25 protein-coding genes and 1 riboswitch are annotated in these 26,573 nt (G+C 59.3%); of the genes, 20 read left to right on the plus strand and 5 right to left on the minus strand.

Annotation, left to right across the window (positions count from 1 at the left end; all coding sequences use genetic code 11):
• Positions 1-50: 50 nt before the first annotated feature.
• From VOI22_RS01745 to VOI22_RS01755, 3 genes are all read left to right on the plus strand, one after another.
• Positions 51-1,400, plus strand: coding sequence for an RsmB/NOP family class I SAM-dependent RNA methyltransferase (locus VOI22_RS01745; RefSeq protein ID WP_323794880.1), 1,350 nt, complete (start codon positions 51-53; stop codon positions 1,398-1,400).
• A 92-nt stretch (positions 1,401-1,492) separates the two neighbouring features.
• Complete coding sequence (locus VOI22_RS01750; protein WP_323794881.1) at positions 1,493-2,071, plus strand: GNAT family N-acetyltransferase; 579 nt, start codon at positions 1,493-1,495, stop codon at positions 2,069-2,071.
• Positions 2,072-2,181: 110 nt separating this feature from the next.
• A complete protein-coding gene (locus tag VOI22_RS01755) occupies positions 2,182-3,885 on the plus strand; it encodes a hypothetical protein (RefSeq protein ID WP_323794882.1) in 1,704 nt (567 codons plus the stop codon).
• Positions 3,886-3,925: 40 nt separating this feature from the next.
• Here VOI22_RS01755 and VOI22_RS01760 read toward each other — a convergent pair whose 3' ends face one another.
• Entirely contained in the window at positions 3,926-4,549 is a 624-nt protein-coding gene (locus VOI22_RS01760) for a class I SAM-dependent methyltransferase (RefSeq protein ID WP_323794883.1), read from the minus strand.
• A gap of 250 nt (positions 4,550-4,799) precedes the next feature.
• Here VOI22_RS01760 and guaA point away from each other — a divergent pair, with 250 nt between their 5' ends.
• Together guaA and VOI22_RS01770 are read left to right on the plus strand one after the other, a co-directional pair.
• The gene (gene guaA, locus VOI22_RS01765) at positions 4,800-6,350 is read left to right on the plus strand and encodes a glutamine-hydrolyzing GMP synthase (RefSeq protein ID WP_323794884.1); all 1,551 of its coding nucleotides are present in this window, start codon (positions 4,800-4,802) and stop codon (positions 6,348-6,350) included.
• A gap of 186 nt (positions 6,351-6,536) precedes the next feature.
• Positions 6,537-7,553, plus strand: coding sequence for an acyltransferase (locus tag VOI22_RS01770; protein ID WP_323796276.1), 1,017 nt, complete (start codon positions 6,537-6,539; stop codon positions 7,551-7,553).
• A gap of 27 nt (positions 7,554-7,580) precedes the next feature.
• On the opposite strand, the gene VOI22_RS01775 is transcribed toward VOI22_RS01770, so the two are convergent.
• A complete protein-coding gene (locus VOI22_RS01775; protein WP_323794885.1) occupies positions 7,581-8,471 on the minus strand; it encodes a helix-turn-helix domain-containing protein in 891 nt (296 codons plus the stop codon).
• Between the two features lie 145 nt (positions 8,472-8,616).
• Here VOI22_RS01775 and VOI22_RS01780 point away from each other — a divergent pair, with 145 nt between their 5' ends.
• The 7 genes from VOI22_RS01780 (at position 8,617) to VOI22_RS01810 (ending at position 15,476) form a co-directional block, all read left to right on the plus strand.
• Complete coding sequence (locus VOI22_RS01780; RefSeq protein ID WP_323794886.1) at positions 8,617-9,846, plus strand: FAD-dependent monooxygenase; 1,230 nt, start codon at positions 8,617-8,619, stop codon at positions 9,844-9,846.
• Entirely contained in the window at positions 9,843-10,685 is an 843-nt protein-coding gene (locus VOI22_RS01785) for an intradiol ring-cleavage dioxygenase (protein ID WP_323794887.1), read from the plus strand. Before VOI22_RS01780 ends, VOI22_RS01785 begins: the two co-directional genes overlap by 4 nt.
• Before the next feature lie 75 nt (positions 10,686-10,760).
• Positions 10,761-11,732, plus strand: coding sequence for a 1-phosphofructokinase family hexose kinase (locus VOI22_RS01790; protein WP_323794888.1), 972 nt, complete (start codon positions 10,761-10,763; stop codon positions 11,730-11,732).
• An 87-nt stretch (positions 11,733-11,819) separates the two neighbouring features.
• Complete coding sequence (locus VOI22_RS01795) at positions 11,820-12,752, plus strand: DMT family transporter (RefSeq protein WP_323794889.1); 933 nt, start codon at positions 11,820-11,822, stop codon at positions 12,750-12,752.
• Positions 12,753-12,831: 79 nt separating this feature from the next.
• Positions 12,832-12,938, plus strand: a riboswitch (SAM-I-IV-variant riboswitch).
• Between the two features lie 49 nt (positions 12,939-12,987).
• A complete protein-coding gene (metA, locus tag VOI22_RS01800) occupies positions 12,988-13,920 on the plus strand; it encodes a homoserine O-acetyltransferase MetA (RefSeq protein ID WP_323794890.1) in 933 nt (310 codons plus the stop codon).
• Between the two features lie 143 nt (positions 13,921-14,063).
• Positions 14,064-14,837 (plus strand): SDR family oxidoreductase, encoded by a 774-nt coding sequence (locus tag VOI22_RS01805; protein WP_323794891.1) that lies wholly within the window; start codon positions 14,064-14,066, stop codon positions 14,835-14,837.
• 60 nt (positions 14,838-14,897) lie between these two features.
• Positions 14,898-15,476: a tyrosine-protein phosphatase gene (locus tag VOI22_RS01810; RefSeq protein ID WP_323794892.1), complete on the plus strand. Its 579-nt coding sequence runs from the start codon at positions 14,898-14,900 to the stop codon at positions 15,474-15,476.
• Positions 15,477-15,992: 516 nt separating this feature from the next.
• On the opposite strand, the gene VOI22_RS01815 is transcribed toward VOI22_RS01810, so the two are convergent.
• Complete coding sequence (locus VOI22_RS01815) at positions 15,993-16,748, minus strand: IclR family transcriptional regulator (protein ID WP_323794893.1); 756 nt, start codon at positions 16,746-16,748, stop codon at positions 15,993-15,995.
• Positions 16,749-16,893: 145 nt separating this feature from the next.
• Between VOI22_RS01815 and VOI22_RS01820 the strand changes: the two genes are divergently transcribed.
• The 5 genes from VOI22_RS01820 to VOI22_RS01840 all read left to right on the plus strand — a co-directional run bounded on the left by VOI22_RS01820 (position 16,894) and on the right by VOI22_RS01840 (position 23,257).
• Positions 16,894-17,226 carry a 2Fe-2S iron-sulfur cluster-binding protein gene (locus VOI22_RS01820; protein ID WP_323794894.1) on the plus strand — a complete coding sequence of 111 codons (333 nt, stop codon included), beginning with the start codon at positions 16,894-16,896 and terminating at the stop codon, positions 17,224-17,226.
• Positions 17,227-17,280: 54 nt separating this feature from the next.
• The gene (locus VOI22_RS01825; RefSeq protein WP_323794895.1) at positions 17,281-18,600 is read left to right on the plus strand and encodes a Rieske 2Fe-2S domain-containing protein; all 1,320 of its coding nucleotides are present in this window, start codon (positions 17,281-17,283) and stop codon (positions 18,598-18,600) included.
• Positions 18,597-20,009 (plus strand): glutamine synthetase family protein, encoded by a 1,413-nt coding sequence (locus VOI22_RS01830; RefSeq protein ID WP_323794896.1) that lies wholly within the window; start codon positions 18,597-18,599, stop codon positions 20,007-20,009. The genes VOI22_RS01825 and VOI22_RS01830 overlap by 4 nt, the downstream gene beginning before the upstream one ends.
• A gap of 157 nt (positions 20,010-20,166) precedes the next feature.
• The gene (locus VOI22_RS01835; protein WP_323794897.1) at positions 20,167-21,051 is read left to right on the plus strand and encodes an AraC family transcriptional regulator; all 885 of its coding nucleotides are present in this window, start codon (positions 20,167-20,169) and stop codon (positions 21,049-21,051) included.
• Positions 21,052-21,115: 64 nt separating this feature from the next.
• The gene (locus tag VOI22_RS01840; protein WP_323794898.1) at positions 21,116-23,257 is read left to right on the plus strand and encodes a TonB-dependent siderophore receptor; all 2,142 of its coding nucleotides are present in this window, start codon (positions 21,116-21,118) and stop codon (positions 23,255-23,257) included.
• Between the two features lie 123 nt (positions 23,258-23,380).
• On the opposite strand, the gene VOI22_RS01845 is transcribed toward VOI22_RS01840, so the two are convergent.
• Both VOI22_RS01845 and VOI22_RS01850 read right to left on the minus strand, forming a co-directional pair.
• Complete coding sequence (locus VOI22_RS01845) at positions 23,381-23,572, minus strand: hypothetical protein (protein ID WP_323794899.1); 192 nt, start codon at positions 23,570-23,572, stop codon at positions 23,381-23,383.
• A gap of 87 nt (positions 23,573-23,659) precedes the next feature.
• Entirely contained in the window at positions 23,660-24,007 is a 348-nt protein-coding gene (locus tag VOI22_RS01850; RefSeq protein ID WP_323794900.1) for a DUF3126 family protein, read from the minus strand.
• Between VOI22_RS01850 and VOI22_RS01855 the strand changes: the two genes are divergently transcribed.
• From VOI22_RS01855 to VOI22_RS01865, 3 genes are all read left to right on the plus strand, one after another.
• Positions 23,985-24,896, plus strand: coding sequence for a nucleoside hydrolase (locus VOI22_RS01855; protein WP_323794901.1), 912 nt, complete (start codon positions 23,985-23,987; stop codon positions 24,894-24,896). The genes VOI22_RS01850 and VOI22_RS01855 overlap by 23 nt on opposite strands.
• Complete coding sequence (locus VOI22_RS01860) at positions 24,896-25,576, plus strand: helix-turn-helix domain-containing protein (RefSeq protein ID WP_323794902.1); 681 nt, start codon at positions 24,896-24,898, stop codon at positions 25,574-25,576. Before VOI22_RS01855 ends, VOI22_RS01860 begins: the two co-directional genes overlap by 1 nt.
• Positions 25,577-25,675: 99 nt before the next feature.
• Positions 25,676-26,572 carry a glutamine amidotransferase family protein gene (locus VOI22_RS01865; protein ID WP_323794903.1) on the plus strand — a complete coding sequence of 299 codons (897 nt, stop codon included), beginning with the start codon at positions 25,676-25,678 and terminating at the stop codon, positions 26,570-26,572.
• The last annotated feature ends 1 nt before the right edge of the window (position 26,573 follow it).

Genomic DNA, 26,573 nt, shown 5'->3' on the forward strand with positions numbered 1-26,573 from the left:
CAGTTCGGTACAACGCCCGGGGCATACCCGGCACAACGAAAGCAACTTAGATGACCCCAGCGGCCCGCCTCCTTGCCGCAATCGAGATCATGGAAGAAGCCGACGCCGATCCGCGTCCGGTCGATCGTGTTCTTGAAGGCTATTTCCGGCAGCGGCGTTATGCGGGGTCGAAGGACCGGCATGCGGTCCGCAATCGGGTGTATGGATTGCTCCGGCGCCGGTCGCGAGTCGACTGGCACCTTGGCCGGACCGGAGTCTCCGAGCATCCGACTGCACGCATGCGGGTTCTTGCGGATCTGGTGCTCGTCGACGAATTGACGAAAACTGCGATCACGGAACTCTTTTCCGGTGAGAATCACGCCCCCTACGTGATGGACGAGCTGGAACTGACGCTGCTGTCGAAGCTGAAGGGGCAAATCCTCAACAGTGCTCCGGACATGCCGGCTGCCGTACGCCTGGAAACGCCCGACTGGGTATACCGGCGGCTTGAGCCGGTGCTGGGTGACGAGCGGGAAGCCGCGCTTGCCGCCATGGGAACCGAGGCGCCGTTCGACATCAGGATCAATCCGCTGCACAAGGCGGACAGGGATTCTATCCGGGAGGCGCTTTACAAGCAGGACATCGAGTGCACCCCGACGCCTTTCTCGCCTTTCGGTCTTCGGTCTGCCGAGCGGAAGCCGATTGACGGTCTGAAGCTGTTCAAGGAAGGCCTCATCGAGGTCCAGGACGAGGGCGCTCAGATTGCCGCGTTGCTGCTTGGTACTGCACCCGGCATGCAGGTTGCTGATTATTGCGCCGGGGCTGGGGGCAAGAGCCTCGTGCTTGGCGGCCTGATGGAGAACAAGGGTCGGGTGCTGGCGCTCGACACGTCCGAGGGCAGGCTGGAACGCTGCGGTGTTCGCACGCGCCGCGCGGGACTGCACAACATTGAACGGCATGTTCTGGCCGAGGGCAGTGACCGTCGGGTGAAACGGCTCGCCGGAAAGTTCGACCGGGTCATGGTCGACGCACCCTGTTCCGGGACCGGAACCTGGCGCCGCAACCCGGATGCCCGCTGGCGCTACAACGAGACGGATCTGGCGGAGTTGAACGAGTTGCAGGCCGTGATCCTGCAGCGGGCGGCTCGGCTTGTGAAGCCTGGCGGACGTCTTGCCTATGTGACCTGCTCTCTGTTGCCGGAAGAAAACGAGGCTATCGTCGATGCTTTCCTGGAAGCGCGGGAAGGCGAGTTCCAGGCACTGGATATCGCTACGGTCTGGGCCGAGACGGTGGTCCCGCTCGGCGGTGGAGACTGTCCGGGCGAAGGGACCGCTTTGCGGCTCTATCCGCACAAGCACGGGACGGACGGTTTCTTCGTGCAGATCCTGGAGCGTCGCGCGGCAGAAGAAACAGCCGAATAAGGTCCGGGCGCTTTCGTCGCGCCGTTTCGGCGTTTAAACGGCGCTGTCTCTCCATTATCATGATCCCGATGCGTTCCGATGAGGGGAAAGCAATGCCGGATCCGAGAGACATCAAGATACGTCCTGCACTACCCAAGGACGCGTCTGCGATTGCGAGAGTGCAGGTCGAAACCTGGCAGGATGCCTATGTAGGGATCTTGCCGGACCGGGTTCTGCTGGAACTGCGCGCGGTACGGTCGGCCGGTCAGTGGTCGAACGCGATTGCCAAGAACCGGAACGCCGAGCTGTTTCAGGTGGCCGACTGGAATGGAACGGTCGTGGGCTTCTGCCAGGGCGGTATACGTCGGCAGGATATCGCCGCAGTTGGAAACGAAGCGGGCGAGATTGCCGAAATCTATGTTCTCTATGTAGACCCGAGCTTTCAGGGCCTTGGCGTCGGAACGGCGCTGCTGGGACGTGTCGTGCTCGGGCTGTCCAATGCCAGCTTTGGCGCCCTTGTCCTGACGGTGCTGAGCGAAAATCGCGGCGGTGTAGCGTTTTATGAGCAGCTGGGCGGCGCCGCCGACGCTCCCATCGAGTGCAGCGTGATGGGGGCGAAGACGGAAGAGACGGTCTATCGCTGGACGGATATCCGCGCCCTCCAGGAGCGTCTCGCGAGCGCTGAAGGTTAGCGACGCCCATTGTTCCATGACATCTCCTTTATCCCGCGCGCTCTCACGGTGCGGCACGGCGCGAACCGGACTGTTAATCTCTCCGCGATGTCAGTGCGTTGGGACGCCTCATGGGAAAGTTGAAGGCCGCTTACATTGTCGATGATTGCGATCAGGAATGGCTTGTCTCCGATCTGATTAATCGAAGCAGGCTGTCGGACGAATATGAGATCGGTCTTCTGATCGTTCAAAGAACGTTTCGGACGGATGAGGTCTCAAAAGTTCGGAGAATATTGAACTTCATCAAAAGACGAGGCGTAAAAAATCTTGCCGAAAAAGCATTGATCGCTTTGCTGCAGCGGGCGGAATGGTGGCTCGCGAGCCTCGCATCGTCTGCTCTCGGCAACAGCCGCGCGTCATCGATCTTGTCAGGTTTCTTCGACCGCCAGTCCCTGGATGAAATCGGCCTGGAAAGGCTCCATGTCACGCCGGAGGTTTCCGGCAGCGGGCTGGTTTATCACTACCCGGAGAGTGACGTTGAGGCGATCCGCGAAAGAAATATCGATGTTCTGATCCGCGGCGGGAGCGGCATATTGAGGGGAGAGATCCTTACTGTCTGTCCCTTTGGCATTCTTTCGTTTCATCACGGGGATAACGATACCTACCGGGGCAGCCCTGCCGGCTTTTGGGAGGTGTTTCATCGCGAGCCTTCTACCGGATTTGTTGTCCAGAAACTGTCGGCCGAGCTCGACGGCGGAGATGTCCTCTTCAAAGGGCAGATCGGGACGGCGCCGTTCTATGCCTTCAATCAGGCTAAGCTCTACAGGAAAGCCAACATCTTCCTGCACCGGCTGCTGGAAGGCGTGGGCAGGTCGGGCAGTTTGCCGGAAGCCTATCCGAAGGTGCCCTACGCCTATCCGCTCTATCGAACTCCCACGATCGCTCAACAACTGGCTTATATGGGGCGAACAGCCTTTCATCTGTCAGGCAAGCTCGTCCGCCGGATACGCCGGCAGTCGCAACGATGGAGTGTCGCTTACCTGTTCGGCGGTGGCTGGAGGGACGCGGTTCTCCGGCGTGCCGTGACGGTCAAAAACCCCCGAGGCCGGTTTCTGGCTGATCCTTTTGCCGTCTTCCGGGATGGCGCACATTTCTGCTTCGTTGAGGACTACGACTATGCGCGCGGGAGAGGGAAGATCTCTGTGCTGGGTCTGCGAGAGGGCGGATATGACGATCTGGGGTGCGCGCTGGAGGAAGATTTCCACCTGTCATATCCGTACCTGTTCGAGGAGGAAGGCGGACTTTACATGTGCCCGGAGACGCATGAGGCCGGCGATATACGGCTATACAAATGTGTGAATTTTCCCAATAAGTGGGAGCTTCACAAAGTGATCATGCGGGATGTGAGTGCGGCCGATACCAGTATTTTCAGGCACAACGGCAAATGGTGGATGCTGACGAATATCGATAGCGCGGGGATCGGCGATCATGATTCCGAGCTTCACGTTTTTCATGCCGATGCATTCGATTCCGAGAACTGGGCCCCGCACCCTCGCAATCCGGTGGTTTTCGACAGCCGCCGGGCTCGTAACGGCGGGTTCCTTGTAGATGAGGAGGGCCTGTTCCGTGTGTTTCAGGTTCAGGGCTTTGACGCCTATGGCCAGGGCATGGGGATTGCCCGGATCGATACATTGGATGAAGAGAGTTTCCGCGAGAGCGAAATCTGCACCATCCCGCCCCGGCTTTCACAGGGGCTCGTCGGCACTCATAGCCTTTCTCACTCCCAGGGCGTGACGGTCTTCGATCTTGCCCGGATTGAGCGGACCGACAGCTAGTGGTCTGTCTTTCTGGATCGTCGATCAGGCGCGCTATTGCTCAGTCCGACAGTTTTTCCAGGTAGACTTGATAGAGCACCGCCGGAATGACTCTTATTTTTTTGCCGTAAATACTCGTGAAAGCATCGATGGCCAGCTTTGGCGTGCGCAACGCGTCATGTTCCGTGGCCGATCTGTCAGTCCAGAGATAGTCATCGAACACTATGTAGCCGCCGGGTTTGCAAAGCCTGAACCCGAGCACTGCATCGCACAGAACATCAGGTGCCTGATGCGAGCCGTCGATATAGACGAAGTCGAAATAGCCGGCATATCCCTCCGTGAGGAGGCGGGGCAGGATCTGGTCTGACATACCTTTGTGTTTCACCAGCTTCACGTCATGGGCGACGTTTTCCATCGAGATTGCGATGTTTTGGTCGAAACGCCGCTCGACGGCGGGCATGTTGCGCTCTGTTGTCTCGATACTGCCTTCCCAGGTATCGACACAATGAATCTCGATGGGTTTCCGGTCGCCGAGTTTCTCGATAACGAAGCAGGCGCTTGCGCCTTCGTAGGATCCGATTTCTAGGACTTTGGATGGGTTCGCGCGAGGGATCAGGGCTTCCCAACGCGGTTTCGAGATTTCAAACCAATCCGTCGTAAATTCCGGAGCCGCCTGTTGGACCATGTCGTTTACCGAGTTTTTCTCTCTGAGCGTATTTCGGAGCGAGAAAAACTCATAACGTTAGTGCGGACAAATGATTTTTGTCTTTTTCTGAGGGGATTAATGCAATGCTTGATCATTGCCGCAAGCCTGCATCCCAAAGTTTTAAGCGCGCGTTGAAGTGGGGAGCCAGGGTTTGTTCGCCGGCCTTGCCGCAGTGCAATGCATCGGGTAGTTTCCTGCGCTTCATTCCCGCCGAACCAAATGGTGCCCGATGACCGATCGTATCCTCATTCTCGATTTCGGCAGTCAGGTCACACAGCTGATCGCACGCCGTGTCCGCGAAGCTGGTGTCTATTGCGAAATCATGCCCTTCAACACACCGGTCGAGAAGATCGAGGCGTTCGGGGCCAAGGCCTACATATTGTCGGGTGGACCGGCCTCCGTGGTCGCCGAGGAAACCCCCAGAGCACCCCAGCTCGTTTTCGACTCGGGCCTGCCGGTGCTTGGCATCTGTTACGGCCAGCAGACCATGTGCCACCAGCTCGGTGGACGGGTCGAGACTTCGGACCATCGCGAATTCGGGCGCGCCTTCGTTGACGTGAAGGACAATTGTATCCTGTTTGACGGGGTGTGGGAGACCGGCGCCAGCGAGCAGGTCTGGATGAGCCACGGTGACCGGGTGATCGAACTGCCGGAAGGTTTCCGGGTCGTCGCTTCCAGTGAGGGCGCACCGTTTGCCGTCGTTGCTGATGACGCGCGCCGCTATTACGCCACCATGTTTCATCCCGAAGTGGTGCACACGCCGCATGGTGCCGCGCTGCTCTCCAACTTCGTGCACAAGGTCGCGGGCTGCGCCGGCGACTGGACAATGGCGTCCTTCAAGGATCAGGCGATCCAGCAGATCCGCGATCAGGTTGGTGACGGGAAAGTCATCTGCGGTCTCTCCGGTGGTGTCGACAGCTCCGTGGCCGCTGTGCTGATCCATGAGGCGATCGGTGACCAGCTCACCTGCGTCTTCGTCGATCACGGCATGCTGCGCCAAGGCGAGGCGGAAGAGGTCGTGCGGCTGTTCGGCGACAATTACAACATCCCGCTGATCCATAAGAATGCGAGCGATCTGTTCCTCGGCGCGCTGGCAGGCGAGACCGACCCGGAGAAGAAGCGCAAGACCATCGGCTCGCTCTTCATCGATGTGTTCCAGGAAGAGGCGAACAAGATCGAGGGCGCCGCGTTCCTGGCCCAGGGTACGCTCTATCCTGACGTGATCGAGAGCGTCTCCTTCATTGGCGGGCCGAGCGTTACCATCAAGAGCCATCACAATGTCGGCGGTCTGCCGGAGCGGATGAACCTGAAGCTGGTCGAGCCGCTGCGCGAGTTGTTCAAGGATGAGGTCCGCGATCTTGGTCGCGAACTCGGTCTGCCGGAAAGCCTGGTCGGCCGCCACCCGTTCCCCGGCCCGGGCCTCGCGATTCGTATCCCCGGCAGCGACATCACCCGCGAGAAGCTCGATATCCTGCGTAAGGCCGACGCGGTCTATCTGGAAGAGATCCGCAATGCCGGTCTCTACGACGCCATTTGGCAGGCTTTTGCCGTGCTGCTGCCGGTCCGCACCGTTGGCGTCATGGGCGACGGCCGGACGTACGACTTCGCCTGCGCCCTGCGCGCCGTCACCTCGACCGACGGCATGACGGCGGACTATTACCATTTCGACCACGACTTCCTCAGTCGGGTCTCCACGCGCATCATCAACGAGTGCAAGGGCATCAACCGGGTGACCTACGACATCACCTCGAAGCCTCCGGGGACGATTGAGTGGGAGTGATCCTCTAACTAACGGATTGATTATATGGGTATTTGTCAGGCGTGGCTGTGCCTGACTGGAGTTCCAATAACTGAATGAGGCTTCACCGGGCTCCTTGAGCAGGCACCCAAATTGCTTGCCTCTGAGATCGCCGCTCGGTTTCCTTATTGTTTGTATGTCGCTTAAGGCGTGAGGCAGATTTTGTCAGTGAAGAAAAACTGCTTTGACGAAATCAGACTTACCTTAGCCATCATCGTTTTTTTCAGTCATGCGCAGGAAATATCCGGCGCGTTCATGTGGCCTGACATTTTTGATTTTAATTTTGCAATAAAAGGGTTCTTCGCAATAAGCGGGTATCTGGTCACGAAAAGCTATTTCTCCAGCGCGTCCGTTTATGACTTTTTTGAAAAAAGAGTAAGGCGGATTTATCCGGCATATAGTGCTGTGATTGGATATGGCTTGCTGATCGGTCTTGCCATTACGTCCCTGGGTTTCGGGGAGTTTTTCACGTCATCGTCTACATACAAGTATCTGTTTTTCAATTTGATCTTCCTGAATTTTTTGCAGCCAACCATTCCCGGAGTTTTCGAGGGCTGGACTATAAGTGCGGTCAATGGGGCTCTCTGGACGATCAAGATAGAGATCATGCTCTACCTGCTGATTCCCCTTATCGTCTTTCTCTATCGAAAGATCGGACTATTCGCGGGGTTCTGCCTGATGTTCGCGGGCGGGGTGTTGTGGTTTACCTATTTCACTTATGGCTTCGATCATCCGATGGGGGTGGTTCTGGCGCGGCAGTTTCCCGGGCAGCTTCCGTACTTCGTGTTGGGGAGTTTTCTTGCCGCGAAGGAGTTCCGGCCCGGAGTTCGGTATGCGCTGTTTCTGGTGAGCGCGGTTTATCTGCTGCTCGATGTGCCGCCGGGAATTGCCGACTATGCGAACATGGCTATGTATCCACTGTTCGTCATCGGCCTGTCGCAAATCGGCTGGCTGAGTGTCGGGGTCGGCAGGATCGGGGATTTATCCTACGGGGTATACTTGTTCCATTTTCCGACATTGCAGCTTCTGAAGTATTTCGGACTGTTTGAGCTGTATCCGTACGGCACCCTGATCGCAGCCGCTTTCATCACGCTTGTTCTGGCATATGTGTCCTGGGTTTTCGTCGAGAGAAAATTCCTGAAGCGCTCTTCACACTATGTGCATGAAAGCCATTCTCGGACATAAGGACCCGCGCCGGATCATGCGGTTTCGTTATCCGCCGGGCGCATGGCGCGCACGGCGGCGGAAACCTGCTGGTGTCTCGCCGGTACGTACTGTGAAGAAGCGGGAAAAGTACGACGGTGAGGAGAAATCCAGTGCGTAGGCAATTTCAGCGACCGGATGATCGCTGAAGACCAACCGGCGTTTGGCTTCCAAGAGTATCCTATCCTGAATGATTTCACCTGCGGTGCATCCGGTCACGGCCTTCACGGTGCGGGAGAGATGCGTCGGGGTGACGGAGGTCATGGCGGCGTATGCGGCGACCGATCTGGCGGCGGGCATGTGCTGATCCAGCAACTCCTGAAAGCGCTGCACCAGCCGGCTGCCCCGGCTGGCTCCGGTGGGCTGGGTGTCCGGAGCGCCTGAAAGTCCCCGGTAGAGGGCGAGTAAAAGCAACTGGAACAGGGCTTCCAGAGCCAGGCCGCGATCCATGCCATGGCGCTGGTGTTCCTCTTCTATCCTGCGCACCAGAAGCTGTATTTCGGCCAGGAGGGGCGCGCGTTCATCCCCCAGCAAGACCTGCGGTTTCTGGGTTTTTTCCCGCAGCCATGGCCGCCCTTCCGTCAGCCGGGCGACGTCGGTGCTCGGTATCGTAATCACCCATCCCAGCATTTCCGGCTCGTAATCGAAGCCGTGGCGGCACAAAGCCGGGGCCCAGACGAGCGCGGGGCTGGGCAGTGAGGCGTGACGGTCATCGATCTGCCCCGTGACGTATCCCCGGCCAAACACGAAGAGCTGCGATAGTCCCTCGTGATAATGCGGGGCGACGCTCCAGTTGTGGATATGACGGCGCTCGGCGATCCGCTCGCAATTCAGCAGGCCGACATGAGCGGACGGGGAGCCCAGGACATATTGGTGCCGGTCGAGAGGGGCATCATTCATGGCGCGCCTGAAATATTGAGATAGTGCAATTTATAGTCACGAGAGTGGCTTGATCCTGTCCGGGGTGAGCCTGACTCTCGAAGAAATCTATCCCGGCGAACAATCGGCCGAAATTGAATAATGAAAATAGCGAGGGGAGGATGTGATGCATATTGGCATTGCGGGAGCAGGGATTGGTGGTTTAACCGCAGCCCTTTGTTTGCACGAGCGGGGCTTTTCCGTCCAAGTCTACGAGGCGGTGGAAGACATAAGCCCCTTGGGTGTCGGCATCAATGTCATGCCGCACGCCTCGGCGATCTTGCGGGAATTGGGGCTGGCGGACGTGCTGGACGCAACCGCCATTCAAACCCGCTGCATAGAATACCGGACCAGATACGGCCATTTGATCCAGTCAGACCCGCGCAACATGGAGGCGGGTTTCGCCGCGCCACAATATTCGATCCATCGGGGTGAGCTGCAGTTCCTGCTGCTGGATGCGGTGAAAGAGCGCCTGGGCGGCAATGCCGTGGTCATCGGAAAGAAGGTGTCAGGCTTCGTACAGGACGAGGCGGTGGTGACAATGCGTTTCGCCGACGGTGATAGCGCCGAATGCGATCTGCTGATCGGGGCGGATGGTCTGCATTCGGCGATCCGTGCGCAGATACACCCGGATGAAGGGCCGCTGCATTATGAGGGAACGATGATGTGGCGCGGGGCGGTGGCCACGGACATGATCGGCGATGGCCGAACGATGATGATCGTCGGAGATCATAACGTTAAGTTCGTCACCTACCCGATCAGCGAGCAGGCCCGGCGGCAGGGGAAAGCCCTCACCAATTGGGTGGCGGAGTTGCGCCGCGACCAGCCACGCCATGTTCAGGATGCGGACTGGACCCGGCAGGGAACACGAGAATTCATCGAGGCGTTCAAGGAGTTTGCGCTGGCGGACATGAATGTCGCCGCAGTCATGGAGGCGACGGAACAGATAACCGAGTTTCCGATGGTTGACCGTGATCCGGTCGATTTCTGGACTGTTGGGCGGGTGACCTTGTTGGGCGATGCAGCGCATCCGATGTATCCGATCGGCGCCAATGGCGCCTCCCAGGCGATCATCGACGCGCGTACTCTCGCGGATATAGTGGCCCAACAACCTGGCCCGGACGGTCTGCTTGCCTATGAGGAATTGCGGTGCCCCGCAACCTCGAAACTGGTTCTGACCAACCGCCGCTCGGGCCCCGAAAGAGTGCTGGATATTGCCGCCGCACGGGTGACCGGTCCTGACGACAGGATCGAGGATCTGATTTCGGCGGAAGAGCTTGAGGAAGTTGCTGCGGGCTATCGAGAGGTTGCAGGCTTTCGCAAGAAGGCATCCGGATCCGGGAGGGAAGGAAAATGACCCGATATTTTACGGAAGAGGCTTCCGCCGAAGCGGTGCACGATCGCATGGGAGAGGATATCAGTCCCAGGCTTGCAGTGGTGATGAGCTCTCTCGTGAAGCATCTGCACCCTTTCGCAAAGGAAGTGGATCTCACGCAGGAAGAATGGGAGTTCGGCATCGACTTCCTGACCCGGACGGGGCAGCTCTGTTCCGGTGAACGGCAGGAATTTATCCTGCTGTCCGACACACTTGGTTTCTCGATGCTGGTCGACGCGATCAACAACCGCCGTCCGGCCAGGGCGACGGAGAGTACGGTCTTCGGTCCGTTCCATGTGGATGGTGCGCCGGTGCGGCAGATGGGGGAGAGCATCTGTCTCGACGGCAAGGGGGAGCAATGCCTGTTCGAGGGGCGCGTCCTTGATCTTGAGGGGCGGCCGGTTGCAGGCGCGAAGCTCGATGTCTGGTCGGACAACGCGGACGGTTTCTACGATGTGCAACAGCCGGAGCAGCAACCGAAATGGAACAACAGGGGCGTTTTCATTGCCGGTGAGGACGGTGCCTACAGCTTCGTCGGTATAAAGCCTGTCTCCTATCCAATCCCGGATGACGGTCCCGTCGGGAAAATGCTCAATGCTTTGGGGCGACATCCCTACCGGCCCGCGCATATGCATTTTCTGGTGACGGCGCCCGGTTATCAGAAGCTGGTGACGCACACTTTCGTTGAGGGAGATCCGTATCTGTCGTCCGATGCGGTTTTCGGCGTGAAGCAGAGCCTTTTGGCATCATTTGAACGGACAGATGGCGAAGTCCCGTGGCGCTCACGCTTTGATTTCGTGCTGAACCCGTCTGGCGAGTGAATTCGAACGCCATGTCGGAACTCGCGCTATGCTGCCGGAGTAAAGTTCGTACTTGATCGGGCCGGGGGCATTTTTTTGACGGGCGGTATACTCACTCTGACCATGAATCCCGCAGTCGACGTGTCGGCTGTGACAGACCATGTGGTTCCAACCAATAAACTCCGATGCCGGGATGCCAGCCGCGATTCCGGGGGCGGCGGCATCAATGTCGCCCGTGTGATCGGACGCCTCGGCGGTGCCTGCCGCGCGATTTATACGGCAGGGGGCGCACTCGGGCAGCAGCTCCGCGATATACTGCAAGAGCAGGGTGTCGACAGCATCGCCATCGACGTTGCCGCCGAAACGCGGGAGAGCTTTTCCGTAACGGAGGCGCGCAGCGGTGCGCAATACCGGTTCGTTCTCCCCGGAGAAGCACTCGACCGGAAGGATTGGCAGGCCTGTATCGATACCGTCGCCACCTATGCCGAGCCGCATCACTATGTCGTCGCGAGCGGCAGCCTGCCGCCGGGTGCACCGGACGATCTATATGCACGGCTCGCCGAAAAACTCTCCGACCAAGACGTCCGGCTTGTTGTCGACAGCTCGGGGCCGGCCCTGGGTGCCGCACTACGCCATGGCATCCATATGGCCAAGCCCAATCTGCAGGAATTGCGCGATCTGACCGGTGCGCCGCTTGAGTGTCGCGCGGACTGGGAAGAGGCTGCCACCGGACTGGTCCGGGATGGCCGGGCGGAAATCCTCTTGCTGACCCTCGGAGAGGAGGGCGCGTTCCTGGTAACCCGCGATCTTCGGGTGCGCGCGGATGCGGTGCCGGTCAAAGCCATCAGTGCCGTGGGCGCGGGGGACAGCTTCCTTGCCGCGATGGTCTGGCGGCTGGTGTCGGGCGATGAGCCAGAGGCGGCGTTCAGATACGCCATTGCGGCTGGCTCGGCCGCGCTTCTGACACCGGGTACTGATCTCTGCCATAAAGAGGATGTGGAACGGCTGCTCGATCAGGTCCGGACGAAACGGATTGATGTGGCCTCGATCGATAGCAATAAAGGATAGTTGGCTTTCACTTTCCGCGCTGGTCGGCGGGCGATTTCATCTCTACAAAATTTGCGCGCAGCGCTTTTCCCCAGGACCGAAAAAAACATGCCAACGACCATCGTTAAATCTGCGGTCGACGCGGAATCTCCGCGTGTCGGTATCGCTTTCGGCTTAATGGCGGCGGTCATCTGGGGCGGTTTCCTCGTGGTGTCCCGGCATGGTGTCGTGCTCGGCCTCGAAGCGGTCGATATCGCTTTTCTCCGTTACGCCTCGGCAGCCTTGGTGATGCTGCCGATATTGCTGCGCCAGCCGGGGCGGAGGGAATTGGTGCAACTCGGCTGGTTCAAGCCGTTGATGCTCGCTGCGCTTGCGGGGCCATTGTTTCTGATCGTCGGGGCCAGCGGGTTTTATTTCGCCCCGGCGGCGCATGCGGCGGTTATCCAGCCGGGCGGCATGACGCTGACCAGCGTCTGTTTCGCCGCGATCCTGTTCGGCGAGCGACTGACACCGGCCAAGCTGACAGGCCTCGCGCTGCTTGTCATCGGGCTGGCGACGATTGCCGGACCGGACCTGTTCTCGGGGCAGTCAGAAGCGTGGAAGGGCGATATCCTGTTCGCGACCGCGGGCACGATGTTCGCCGGTTTTACAATCCTGGTACGCCGCTGGCGGATCAGTGCCTGGACTTCGACCGCCATCGTCTCCGTTCTGTCCGGTTTTCTCTTCGGGCCGCTCTACCTCATGGTTTGGGGGCCGGAGCGTCTGCTGGCGACGCCATTTGAGGCAATCGTCGAACAGGTCGTCGTGCAGGGAATTCTGTCTGCCGTGGTCGCCCTTTTTGCCTTCGCGCGTGCCGTTCATCATCTCGGCCCCGGCCGAGCCTCCTTCTTTCCGGCGATGGCGCCGTCCATGGCAATCCTGATTGCCATACCGGTGCTTGGCGAATTTCCAAGCATCCTGCAATGGGCGGGCCTGGCAATTGCCACGCTGGGCCTCGTCATTGCTCTACGCCGTCCTACGCGGCTCTCCCCGACGGCTTGAAGGATGATTTCCCGGGATTGCGAATTAGACGGGCATCCAGCGACGGAATTGCCAAACGCGCCCGCTTCGATTAAATATCAGTCTGCATCAAGAGTTGAGCCGACGCTCAACGCCAACCTGCTCTCCGGGCAAGGTGGCGCTCCTCTAAAGGAAGATGTGGCCGAACCGGCAACTAATCGGGTCTCGCCATAATGTCTGCTCTGCTCGATGCGCCGGAACAGCAGAGGACGTTTAAATGCCGATCATGATTCCGAACGATCTTCCCGCTTTCGCTGCGCTCGAAGCCGAAGGCGTTATGGTCATGCGCGAGGCGGATGCCATCCGTCAGGATGTGCGGCCTCTCAAGATCGGCTTGTTGAATCTGATGCCGGACAAGATCCGTACGGAAACCCAGATAGCCCGTCTGCTCGGTGCCGGACCGCTGCAGGTTGAGCTGTCCCTGATCAAGATGACGGACCATGTGTCGCGTAACGCCTCCGCGGAGCACATGATTTCCTTCTATCAGCCATGGGAGGACGTGCAGGACGAGAAGTTCGACGGGCTTGTGATCACCGGGGCTCCCGTCGAGAAGATGGAATATGAGGACGTGTCCTATTGGCCCGAGCTGTGCCGGATTTTCGATTGGACGCGGACCCATGTGCATTCGAGTTTCATGATCTGCTGGGCTGCGCAGGCTGCGCTCTATCACTTTCACGGGGTTCCGAAACACGCGCTTCCGCAGAAGGCGTTCGGCGTCTACCGGCATCGCAACATGGCGCCGGCATCGCCGTACCTGCGTGGCTTCTCGGATGATTTCTCCATACCGGTGTCCCGCTGGACCGAAATCCGCTCAGCCGACATTCCGGAGGATTCTGGCATCACGACCCTGATGGACTCCGCCGAGAAGGGCCCGTGTCTGCTTGAGGACAAAGCGCGGCACACGCTCTTCATGTTCAATCACATCGAGTATGATTCCGACTCGCTCAGCGACGAGTATTTCCGTGATCGGGAGCGTGGTCTCGATACCGCGCTGCCACACGATTATTTCCCGGACAACGATCCGGAGCAGGCACCAAAAAACCATTGGCGCAGCCATGCACATCTGCTGTTCGCCAACTGGATCAACCAGATCTACCAGACCACGCCGTTCGACATGGCGCTGATCGGAAGCGGGTCGGAAGAGACCTGACCCGCCGGACTGGCGCCCACCATCATTATGAGCACGCGCCAGTCATCTCTTTTTGTCCGGGCGGCAATCTTCTAACGTCCGACACGAGCAAGTCTGAAGACGCAGAAGCAAGAGGCGTCAGTATCAAAAAAGCGGGGTAGGAAATGACAGATTCAAAGGTTGCCATCATTACGGGGGCCGCGCGCGGTATCGGCCTGGCGGCGGCACTCAAGTTTCTTGACGAGGGCTGGCGCGTGGCGCTGCTGGACCGGGACAGGGAGACGCTGACACAGGCGATGGAAGATATCGGTCACCGCAATGGCGCAATGCCGATCTTTGCCGATGTCTCGGATCCGGATCAGGTACGCCGGGCGGTCGAGGAGACCGAGGCCGCATTCGGGCGCATCGATGCGCTGGTCAACAATGCCGGGATTGCGAATTTCAAGCCGGTACTGGAGACCAGCTTCGAGGAATGGTCCGAGATCATGGCAACCAATCTCAACGGGCCGTTTCTCTGCACCAACGCCGTCGCGCCGGTGATGTTGAAAAACGGTGGCGGAGCGGTTGTGAACATCGCCTCTATCTCCGGCTTTCGCGCAAGCACGCTCCGCGTTGCCTATGGCACCAGCAAGGCAGGGGTATTGCATCTGACCAAGCAGCAGGCGGCCGAGCTCGGTAGTGTAGGTATCCGGGTTAATGCGGTTTGCCCCGGCCCGGTGGACACGGCGATGGCGCTGAAAGTCCATACACCGGAAATTCGGGCCGATTATCACGCCAACATCCCGATGAACCGCTATGGCCTCGAGACGGAATTGGCCGAAGCGATCTTCTTTCTCTCAAGCGACAAGGCGAGTTATATCAACGGTCAGTATCTTGCGGTCGATGGCGGGTTCGAGGCGACCGGGATCGGGCTTTCGACATTGCGTGAAGATTACTAAACCTGAGAGGTTCGACCTTTCAGGCTCTGGCTTCCGGACATTTCACTGGAGCATTCTGCTGTGCCGCAAAAGCGATGCAGGAAAGCATTACGGGTTATCGGAGGGGGATTTTTCGGCCTTCTCCTCGGAGCCGGGCTTTACCTAGGCGGGCTTCAGTTGACCGGCAATTTCCACACCGTCATTCCCGGAACGCTCTATCGGTCCGCTCAGCCAAGCGCTGCGGATATTTCCAAATACCACCAGGCGTACGGCATCAAGACGATTGTAAACCTGCGTGGAGAGCATACCGGTAAGGGCTGGTATGAGGCGGAAGTTGCCGAGGCGGATCGTCTCGGTATCGACCATGTCGATTTCTACATGTCCGCGTCTCTTGAATTGTCGCAGGAAAAAGCCGCAGAGCTCCTGTTGGTTTTCGAGCGGGCAGAGAGGCCGGTGCTGATCCATTGCAAGGCCGGCGCCGATCGGAGTGGACTTGCGGCAGCGCTGTATTTAGCGGCGGTCACCAAACATGGCGAAGAGGCTGCTGAAGAACAGATATCTTTGCGCTATGGGCATGTCTCCATACCATTTGCGGGAGCATTTGCCATGGATGAAACGTTTGAAGTTCTCGAGCCCTGGCTCGGATTTCCGGACTCCTGAGCCTGAAGGACATGAATGGCAAAGATTATCGGATTTCCCGGGTGCCGCTTTTCTCAAGCAGGCAACAATTCAATCTACTTTCCGGTTTCTAGCGTTAATCGATTTGGATTTACGAATTGATATTAATCTTGGGTTGATTTTTTCGATGTTTCCAGATGGGCAAAATTTCTATTTTTGCCGTTGGTGTGTTTCCTAAGGTTCTATAATCCCACTAAAATTTTGTTCTGAATCAGGATTCCAGACAAATAATTTGAGTTCCGGCGAGGCTGGCCGATGCCTGTTGTCTCGGCCATTTGGTAAACCCTTGCGGTGCAGCCGAGTACTGATGTATGGTTTGCCGCGATTTTGGAGTACGCATCTAAAAATTGCGTGTTTTGATGGGCTCTTTTCAGCAATAGCCCGCGTCGGGACGTGTGATTGATCTTCCTGCGGCCGTTTGGGATCGGCTCAGGGTGGCGGGCCGGGGCTTCGTCTCCGGCTCGCCGCGTCAGCATTCCCATGCTCTTGTAAGTGCCGCTAAACGAAGCTCCCCAGCGTCTCCGCACATTCCGAGAGCAGTGCGGCTTTCGCGGCACAAACCTCCATCTCCTCAAACCGCGCCGCAGGCCCAACGATGCCGAGAGCGGCTTTTGCGATATTGTTCGATCCCATGACAGGGACTGCGATGGAAGCGACGCCGGGCTCGTATTCGCCTGTGACGTGGGCGAACCCGCGTGCGCGGGTCGTTGCAAGGTCGGCAAGAACTGCGTCCGGGTCTGTCTTGGTTGCTGGAGTATAGGCGGCGGTCGGCTCGGCGAGGATGCGTTCGATTTCTCCAGGCTCGCTGAAAGCCAGAAGCACGCGACCGATCGCGGTCGCGGTCAGCGGCAATCTCGACCCGATGCTGAAGCCGGACGTGATCAGCGCCGGATCGCCGGGAGAATAGGCAACATAGATTGCGTCCGTCCCGTCCCTGACCGCGAGAGAGATCGCATCGCCGAGGCGCTTCGAATAGGCGGCCATCACCGGTTGCACGGTGCGCCCGAATTGCCGTTCCTTCAGATAGCCGCTGGCCAGCCGGAGCACGCGCGGGCTCGGTGTGTAGGCGCGGTTCGCCTCCAGGAGATAGCCGAGCTGAACCAATGTCAGGACCAGCCTGCGCGTGACCGAGCGATTGATGCCGGTTGCCCGGGAAAGCTCGGGGATCGTGAGAGGGGTTGCGGCATGCTCGAACGCTTCGAGCACTTCCATGCCCTTCATGAAGGTGAGTGAGATATCCTTGTCGGCGATCATGGAACTCCGGGGGTCTTGACCGTATCCTCGGTTTGCGGTGTATTTTTGAACTTGATCAATAATAGACCGAATGTTCGATAATCGGTCAAATCTATATGTCAGCCTCAATCGATATCTGATGGGAGCTGGCAAGGAGAGACATGTCGTGGGCACTAAGATCACCGTTCATTTCGTGCGGCCGGAAGGGGCCGTTGAAACAGTTGAAGCTGAGACGGGTGAAACCGTCATGCAGGCTGCTGTTTTCAATGACGTTGAAGGGATCGAGGCGGAGTGTGGCGGAAGCTGTATGTGCGCGACCTGCCATGTCTATTTCGACGATGCAGTCTCCAGTCTTCTGCCGGAAGCCGAGGAAGAAGAGACGGTGATGCTGGAGGACGCAGCTGCCGAAGTGCGCCCGACCAGCCGTCTTTCCTGTCAGGTCAAACTTACGTCTGAAATGGACGGGATCAGGATTCAGATCCCGGATCGCCAGTACTAGGAAATCGAACCGAGATATCGGATCGAAGCGCTTCAACGCGGAGGAATCCCTGCCATGATGAGCCAGGAAAAGAACGACGAGATCACGCTCGTCGGTGCCGATCAGCCGGCGGGGCGATTGCTGCGGCATTACTGGATGCCGGCGGCGCTCGCGGTCGAACTTGACGGCCCGCGCCCGGTCGCGCCTGTTCGGCTGATGGGCGAGGATCTGGTCCTGTTCCGCCGGGAAGACAACACGCTCGGCCTTATGAGCCGGTTCTGTCCGCATCGCGGGGTCGATCTCTGCTACGGGCGGCTTGAGGGCGGCGGCATCCGCTGCTCTTTCCATGGCTGGCATTTCGACCAGACCGGGCAATGCACCGAGCAGCCGGCAGAACCGGACGGCTCGCGCATGCATGAGCGCATCAGGATCTCCAGCTATCCGGCGGTCGAGAAGAACGGCGTCATCTGGACCTATATGGGGCCGGGCGAGCCGCCTGCTTTCCCGGCGCTGGACTGTTTCCGCGCGCCCGACACCCATGTCTTTGCCTTCAAGGGACTGTGGGAATGCAACTGGCTGCAGGCGCTGGAAATCGGTATCGACCCGGCCCATGCGTCCTTCTTGCACCGTTTCCTGCAGGACGAGGACCCGGCCGACGGCTACGGCAAGCAGTTCCGGGACAAGGCGGCCCAGAGCGACATGCCGATGACCAAGGTATTGCGGGAGTTCGATAACCCGGAGCTGAAGGTAGAAGAGACTGATTACGGGCTGCGGATCATTGCGCTACGCGATCTCGGCAACGGTCAGCGCCACGTGCGGGTGACCAATCAGGTCTTCCCCTGTGCCATTACCATTCCGATGTCGAACGAGATGACCATCACCCAGTGGCATGTACCGGTGGATGATACTCACTGCTACTGGTACTCGATGTTCACCAGCTTCGGCGCGCCGGTCGACAAGGAAAAGATGCGCGAGCAGCGCCTGAAGGAGCACCGGCTGCCGGATTATGCGCCGCTCCGCAACAAGTCCAACGAGTATGGCTACGACCCGGAAGAGCAGAAGACACTGACCTATACGGGCATGGGGCTGGACATCAATGTGCATGACCAGTGGGCAGTGGAATCCATGGGCGCGGTTCAGGACCGCACCCGGGAGCATCTCGCCTCCTCCGACGCCGCCATCGTTCGCTACCGGCGGATGCTGCGCGCCGCGATCAAGAGCGTGAAGCTGGGCGAGGGCGAGCTGCCGCTGGTAATCGACGAAGCCACGGCGAAAGACATTCAGGGGCCGATCTCCATCGATGCCATCGGCCCGACCGAGGAATGGGAGTCTGTCTGGATCGACCGGGATGCCGGCCGGCGTGCTTCCTGCTCCTGGGACGCGGCACTCTCGTGAATGAGGTGACTGTGGATCAGGGTGCAATCGACGCCGTACTGGCGCGGGTAGCAGAAGAGGGGCTTGAAGTCGTCCGCATTTCCTTCGCGGACCAGCACGGGATCTTGCGCGGCAAGACAGTGATGGCGGCCGACCTGGAGAGCGCCTTCCGCTCCGGCATTGCCATGACATCAACACTGCTGCTGAAAGACACCTCGCACCGCACCGTGTTCCCTGTCTGGCAGGAGGATGCTGGGTTCGGTGAAGGGCGTTTAACGGGGGCCGGGGATGTGTTGATGCATCCGGACCCCGCAACCTTCAAGGTGCTGCCATGGTCGCCGCATTCCGGCTGGATGCAGGCGGATCTGATGGATGCCGACGGAGTGCCGCTTGAGGTCTGCTCCCGGGGGATACTGCGCCGGGCGGTCGAGCGGCTGAACGCGCAAGGCTACGATCTGGTCACCGGGCTTGAGGTTGAATTCCATGTCCTGAAAGTAACCGACCCGAAGCTCGGTCACGGGGATACCGGGCAGCCGGAAGAGGCGCCGGAGACCGAGTTGCTCTCTCACGGCTATCAATATCTGACCGAGGACCGGTACGACCAACTGGAAGAAATATTCGATCTGGTCCGGCGCAATGCGGTGGCGCTTGGTCTGCCGGTACGGTCCTTCGAGGCGGAATTCGGGCCGAGCCAGTGCGAGGTGACGTTCCATCCGGCGCCGGCCATGGAGCACGCGGACAACATGATCCTGTTCCGGTCCATGGTGAAGCAGGTCTGCCGCCGCGCCGGGCTGCACGCGACTTTCATGTGTCGGCCAAAATTCAAGGATGCGATGGCCAGCGGCTGGCATTTGCATCAGTCTCTTGTGGATCTGAAGAGCGGCGAAAACCTGTTCATCCCGGAGGAGGGCGAAACTCTTTCAACGCTCTGCGGGAACTGGATTGCCGGCCTGCTCGAGCACGCGGCCGAGAGCTGCCTGCTCTCGACGCCGACGGTAAACGGCTACAAGCGCTATCGCCCCTTCACGCTGGCGCCGGACCGGGTGCAGTGGGGCCGGGACAACAAAGGCGCCATGATCCGCGCTTTGGCGAAGCCTGGCGACAAGGCCAGCCGGGTTGAAAACCGGGTCGGGGAGCCGACAGCCAATCCTTATCTCTATATGGCATCACAGATCCTTGCGGGCCTCGACGGGATCGAGCGCGGGCTTACGGCTCCGGCACCTGTCGAACGGCCTTACGATAGCGATGCGGAAAAGCTGCCATCAAGCCTGGAGCACGCGATCGGGCTGTTCCGGCAGAGCAGTTTCTTCCGGAAAGCGCTCGGCGATGCCTATGTGGATTATTACAGCCACATCAAACAGGCAGAATGGGACCGTTACGCCCAGGCCGTCTCCGAATGGGAAGAGCGGGAATACTTCTCCCTGTTCTAGGTTGTGCTTTTTCCTGTGTAGAAGGCGGACCCATGCGGTGCCCAGCACACTATTTTGATGTGCCGGTCTCGGATTCATTGACAGTTGGCCTGTCATAAGTATCTTCACACCCATTAATAAATGAGAATCATTCTTAGTATCACCCGCAGGATGTGAGATGTCATATCGGCCGCGTATGAAATCCTCCGTCAGGAGCATCGTCCCGGTCCATGACGTCAACTATCTGCAGTTCGACCACATGGTTATTGACCACTGGCAGGTCGAGGCGAAATCCGGCGCCACAGGGGAATACGTTTCCCCCGATCCCCGCTTTGTCGTGTTTTTCGATGGCGCGACCGTGGCGCTTGAGCAGGGCGGTGCGGAAGCTGGAACCGTCTGCGGCGCTTGCTATATTCCGGCAGGGCTGCCCGTCTGCAGCAAGATCCTCACAGCCGGATATCTTGAACATATTGATATCCATATCGAGCAAAAGCAGCTTCTCCGGATCGTTGGGCATTCTGCTGATATGCAGTCGGCCGCATTCCTGTCAGGCAGCATCGAGCTTCAGCAGCTCTCGGGACTTCTTGCGGATGAGTGCCGGAAGCCCCGGCGGCCTGAGGGCTATGCGGAGGCGCTGGCGTGCGGCGTGATCCACGAGATTTTTCATCTCAATGCCCAAAGCCGGAAGCATGACGCCGCGCCAGCCTGGTTCGATGACGTCCTTGATCACGTGATGGAACGTCTCGACCGTCGGCTGAGTATCGAGGAGCTTGCTGCGGTGGCGGGGATGTCGCGGTCGCAATTCTCGAAATGCTTCAGGGAGACGGCGGGGCAGCCGCCCCATCAGTGGGTGATGGAGGCGCGGATCCAGCATGCGCAACGCCTGCTCAGCGACGGAGCGCATCTTTCCCAGGTGGCGCACGATACAGGCTTTGCCGATCAGGCCCATTTCAGCCGAAGTTTTCGGCGCGCAACCGGCCTGCCGCCCGGCCAGTGGTGCAAGCGATACAATTCTTCAAAAAGCAGAGCGTTCGTTCAAGACAGTCTGTCCCTGCAAACCTAGTAGAGGTGCAGCTTCCTGATGGCTGCAAGCCATTCAGTCGTTTTGTCAGGTTTGGGGACAGGCCATGATCCGAATATTTTCTCCCAGGGGCACGGGCAAATTTGTCGTTTTGCCCGCTCTTCTCAGTCTCTCTTTTGGCGGTGTCGCCGTCGCGCAGGACAGCGCGAGCACAACGGTGCTCAAACCTATTGTTGTTCTCGAGAATCAAGAGGATACGACCGGTTCCGCTGCGGACACGAACAATCCGCCGACCGTTACCGGCTCGAAGGTCCCGGTTTTTGCAACCGAGGTTCCCCAGTCGCTGTCTATCCTGGACACGGACGACCTGAAGCGGTTTAACGCGGATCGGGTCAGCGAAACGCTTCGTTATACGGCTGGCGTCACCAGTGATGTGTTCGGCGACGACAATGATTACGACTGGCTGCGCGTTCGCGGGTTCCAGGCCGACCAGACCGGTATCTTCCTCGATAACGCACAGAATTTGGCTTTCGCCTTCGGCTCCTTCTACACGGACCCCTATGCTCTTGAGCGTATCGAAGTGCTGCGTGGCCCGTCCTCGGCGCTTTATGGCGGCTCCAACCCGGGCGGCATCCTGAACTATGTCTCGAAGCGTCCGGGCGACCGGGTCCGGGAAGTGATCCTCGGTATCGATGACGCGCCCGCTGGCTCCGTCGCATTCGATTACGGCGATCCGCTCGGTGACGGGCAGGCTTATCGCGTGGTCGGCCGCTTCAAGGGCGGTGACATGTATGACGATTTCAACTCCGGCCTGCGTGGCACACTGGCACCGTCCTACAAGTTCACGACCACGTCCGGCACCGAAGTGACGCTGCTGGCCAACGCACATATCGCCGAGGAACAGCATAACGGCAGCACCTTCCTGCCCTATGCAGGTACGGTCACGTCGACGGAGCAATTCGGTTATATCGACCCTGACGCCAACTTCTCCGACTCCAACTGGGACAAGTATTCCCGCGAGCAGTTTTCGGCCTCCGGTATCGTCGAGCATACTTTCGATAACGGATTCACCCTGACTGGTATCGGCCGCGGCGGTGTCGCCAGTGTCGAGGAGCGTTACTGGTATCCGTTCGGATATGCGGGCTACGCGACCACGCCTAGCGACGCTGACGGCACGCTCAGCATGCTGGCTTTTGAACACGATACGCTGGTCCGGACGGCCCAGACCGATGTGCGGTATTACGGCGTCGTCGAAACCGGTGAGGTTAGCCATGATCTGCTGTTCGGCCTCGATGCGCGGCATTACTGGCTCGATGAGACGCAGGCGGTTGGCTACGGCACCAACCAGGTGGTGAACCCGACCAACCCGGGCACGCCGACGCTGAACCCGCCGTATCAGGACGCCACCACCACCCAGGCGCAGCTCGGTCTGTATATCCAGGACCAGCTCCGCTTTGGCGACGGCTGGATTCTCACCGGCAACCTGCGTCATGATTTCGCCGACACGGAGCAGGACGGGGCCGGCGGCTTCTCTCGCAATGACAGCGAGACATCCTATCGCGGGGCGGTCGCCTATGAATTCTCCAATGGCGTGACGCCTTACGTCACCTATTCCACCTTCTTCAATCCGCTGATCACCTCGCCTGCTAACGGCGTGACAAAGCCGGAAAGCGGCGAGCAGGTCGAGTTGGGCCTGAAATGGGCTCCGCATGGCGGCAACTTCTATGTGACCGCAGCCGTGTTCCAGATCGACCAGGAAAATGTCGTGACGGGTGCGTTCCCGAACTTCGATCAGTTTGGCGAGGCACGGTCGCGCGGGTTCGAGTTGGAAGGTGCTTATGATTTCGGGAATGGTCTGTCAGTTGCCGGTGCGGCGACGCTGCTTGATGTCGAAGTCACCGAAGACGCCGATGCCTCTCTGATCGGCAAGACACCGACACTGGTGCCGGAAAACGAAGTTGCGCTGCGGGCGGAGTATGAGTTCCAGGAACTGGTCGACGGCCTGACCGTCGGTGCCGGGGTCCGGCGCCGGGGCGAAAGCTATGCGAACAGCTCCAACACCCTGAAAGTGAAGTCCTCGACGGTTTTCGATCTTTATGGCGGGTATGAAATTCGTGAAGGTCTTGCGCTAAACCTCGCGGCGACGAACATCGCCGACAAGCGCTACGTCACGGGCTGTCAGACGGAATATGTCTGCTCCTACGGCTCCGGCCGTGAGATCAAGCTGACGCTGACCGCGAACTGGTGATCTCCCGCCATCGGGCATGATGGCTTGGAAATATCTTTGAGGAATGGGCCGGGTCAGTTTCTGATCCGGCCTTTTCTTTATGAATGTTTGGGCACTATACCGGAAGCCTCTGTGAGGAGGTCGTCACACGGCCTTCATCGTGAACTCAAGTCCGTGCATGTTGCCGATATAGAAACCGGGCTTGGTCATCCGGAATTGGATAACTGCCGGGCCGATCATGATGTCGGCGCGGTCGCGACCGAGACGGACCACCTTGCCTTGCTCGGTCTTGTCCGTATCGGTGCAGGTTACCGAAACAATGTCATCCAGACGCATGTCGCATCCTCCGTTCCATGTGTGGAACAGAATGACACATCCTGTGTTTCGGTTTTGTGGAGTTTTTCGCTCGCGCGAATGGACCCCTTAATCGAGGTCCATTTCCAGGATAGTCATATGGAAATCATAGGAAACATCGCCCTCTTCATCATCCTTGAAGATGACGCCGATGAATTCTCCATCCAGGGAGACTTCGGCCGAATCGTCTTTATTCGGACGGCCTTCGATGCTGATGCCGTGATTTCCGAAGGTCTGGCGCAGGTAGCGCTGAACTTTTTCGATTTCGCTCTTTTGCACGGGTGTCCCCCTTGTTCGATTGAGCGGACGGGAATAGCGGAACCATGCCGATGGTTCAAGGCGTTCCGGTAAAACAGCTTGCCGCAGTTTTCCGTCGCTGCCTATCTTCCGATGCATGACCCAGCGCGAAACCATCATTATCGACTGCGATCCGGGAATTGACGATGCGGTGGCCCTGCTGCTCGCCTTCGCCAGTCCTGAAGAGCTCGACATCAAGGCCGTCACCACGGTTGCGGGCAATGTGCCGCTGAACCGGACGGAGGCGAATGCCCTTCGTATCCGTGATCTTGCAGGGCGCGGCGAGGTGCCGGTTCATGCCGGCTGCCCGCGCCCTCTGATCAAGCCCCTGAAGACGGCGGACGAAATTCACGGCAAGACAGGGCTCGACGGAAGCGGTCTGCCCGATCCCGCCTCTCATCTGGCGCCGGGGCATGGCGCGGATGTGCTGCGCCGGGAAATTTCCGCCGCGCCGGGCGACATCACGCTGCTGCCGGTGGGTCCGTTGACGAATGTCGCGCATGCCCTGGCGGCGCGACCGGAATTCGCGCAGGAAGTCTCGAATATCGTGGTGATGGGCGGCTCGACTGGACCCGGTAACGTCACGCCGCATGCCGAGTTCAATTTCCATGTCGACCCGCACGCCGCCCATATCGTGTTCGAGAGCGGGGCGCCGATTGTCATGCACGGCCTGAATGTCACCCACCAGGTGCGGGCCAAGCCGGACTGGATCGAGGCGCTCCGGGCACTGGACACGACGGTCGGCCATACGACGGCCGGGATGCTGACCTTCTACGATTCAGACAATGATCCGGCGCTGCACGATGTGCTGACAGTCGGCTATCTGCTCTGGCCGGAACTGTTTTCCGGCGAGGCACGCCGCGTCGATATCGTCACCGAAGGCACTGAGGCGGGGCGCAGCATCGTTCGCGATGCGGGAGACGGGGTGCCGAACGCGACCGTGATGCTGGATGTCGACGCGGATGAATTCCTCACCCGCCTGCTCAACCGCCTGTCGCGTTATTCCTGATGTCCTCCGGAAAGCCAAAGGCCGCCAAAGGCGCGGGGGTCAGCCACAGGCCAGCTCTGGCCCAGGACCCGCATGCGGTCAAGGAGCCGAAGGAAAACAATCTTGAGCAGGCGATCGGCCGGGAAGTGCGGGAATTCCGAAAGGCGCTCGGCATCACCGTCGCCGATCTCGCCACTGCCACCGGTCTTTCAGTCGGCATGCTGTCGAAGATCGAGAACGGGGCGATCTCTCCCTCCCTGACCACGCTGCAGGCCGTTGCCCGCGCGCTCGGCGTGCCGATCACCGATCTGTTCAAACGGTTCGAGGAGCCGCGCAACGCGGTCTTCGTGAAAGCGGGCGAGGGGGTGCAGGTCGAGCGGCGGGGCACCCGGGCCGGGCACCAGTACAATCTGCTCGGTTACCTTGAAGGCAATACCAGCGGCGTTCTGGTCGAGCCCTACGTGATCAGCCTGACCGAGGATTCCGATATCTTCCCGGCCTTCCAGCATCAGGGCACCGAGTTGATCTACATGCTGGAGGGCGAGGTGCTGTACCGGCATGGCGACGAGACCTACCGGATGTTGCCGGGGGACAGCCTGTTCTTCGACGCGGATGCGCCGCACGGCCCGGAAGAGCTGATCACCCGGCCGATCCGCTACCTCTCGATCATCTCCTATCCCCAGCGCGGGTCGCAGGATTGAATAGATTATTCCTTAGGGGAAACTATTATTCTTCGTAATTGAGTTCCGGAAGGCGGGCTGCTAACCTCCGTCAGAACTTGATACGGAGGGTTGCCGGCCATGTGCGGCATCGTTGGATTGTTCCTGAAGGACAAGGCGCTGGAGCCACAGCTCGGCGCGCTGCTGTCGGATATGCTGATCACCATGACGGACCGTGGTCCGGACAGTGCCGGCATCGCGATCTATGGCCCGAGCGAAGCAGGGTCCGGAAAGATCACGGTGCAGTCAGCCAATCCGGCCACGGACTTCAAAGGCCTCAAAGCTGCGCTTACTAAGCAGCTGGGCGTTGCCGTCTCCGTGACGGTGCGGGCGACTCATGCTGTGATAGCGGTTGATGTCGCCAAACTGGATGAGACGCGGACAGTTCTGAAGGAGCTGCGCCCGGGCGTCACCGTGATGGGCAGCGGCGAGAGTGTCGAGATCTACAAGGAAGTCGGCCTGCCGAAGGATGTCGCGGAACGGTTTAAGATCGGATCGATGGGCGGCACGCATGGCATCGGCCATACACGGATGGCGACCGAATCCGCCGTGACGACCTTTGGCGCGCATCCGTTCTCCACCGGGCCGGACCAGTGTCTGGTCCATAACGGCTCGCTCTCCAACCACAATAATCTGCGGCGGGAGTTGGTCCGCAACGGGCTCAGCTTCGAGACCGAGAATGATACGGAGGTTGCCGCCGCCTATCTCTCCCACAAGCTCGCGACAGGCAGCAATCTTGGTGCGGCTCTTGAGAGTGGTCTGAGCGATCTGGATGGCTTCTACACCTTCGTGGTCGGCACCAAGTCCGGCTTCGGCGTGCTGCGCGATCCGATTGCCTGCAAGCCGGCGGTAATGGCCGAGACGGACGAATATGTCGCCTTCGGCTCCGAATACCGTGCGCTGGTTAACCTGCCGGGCATCGAAGCCGCCCGGGTCTGGGAGCCCGAGCCCGCAACCGTCTATTTCTGGGAGCATTGAG

Source organism: Nisaea sp. (assembly GCF_034670185.1).
Classification (GTDB): Bacteria; Pseudomonadota; Alphaproteobacteria; order Thalassobaculales; family Thalassobaculaceae; genus Nisaea.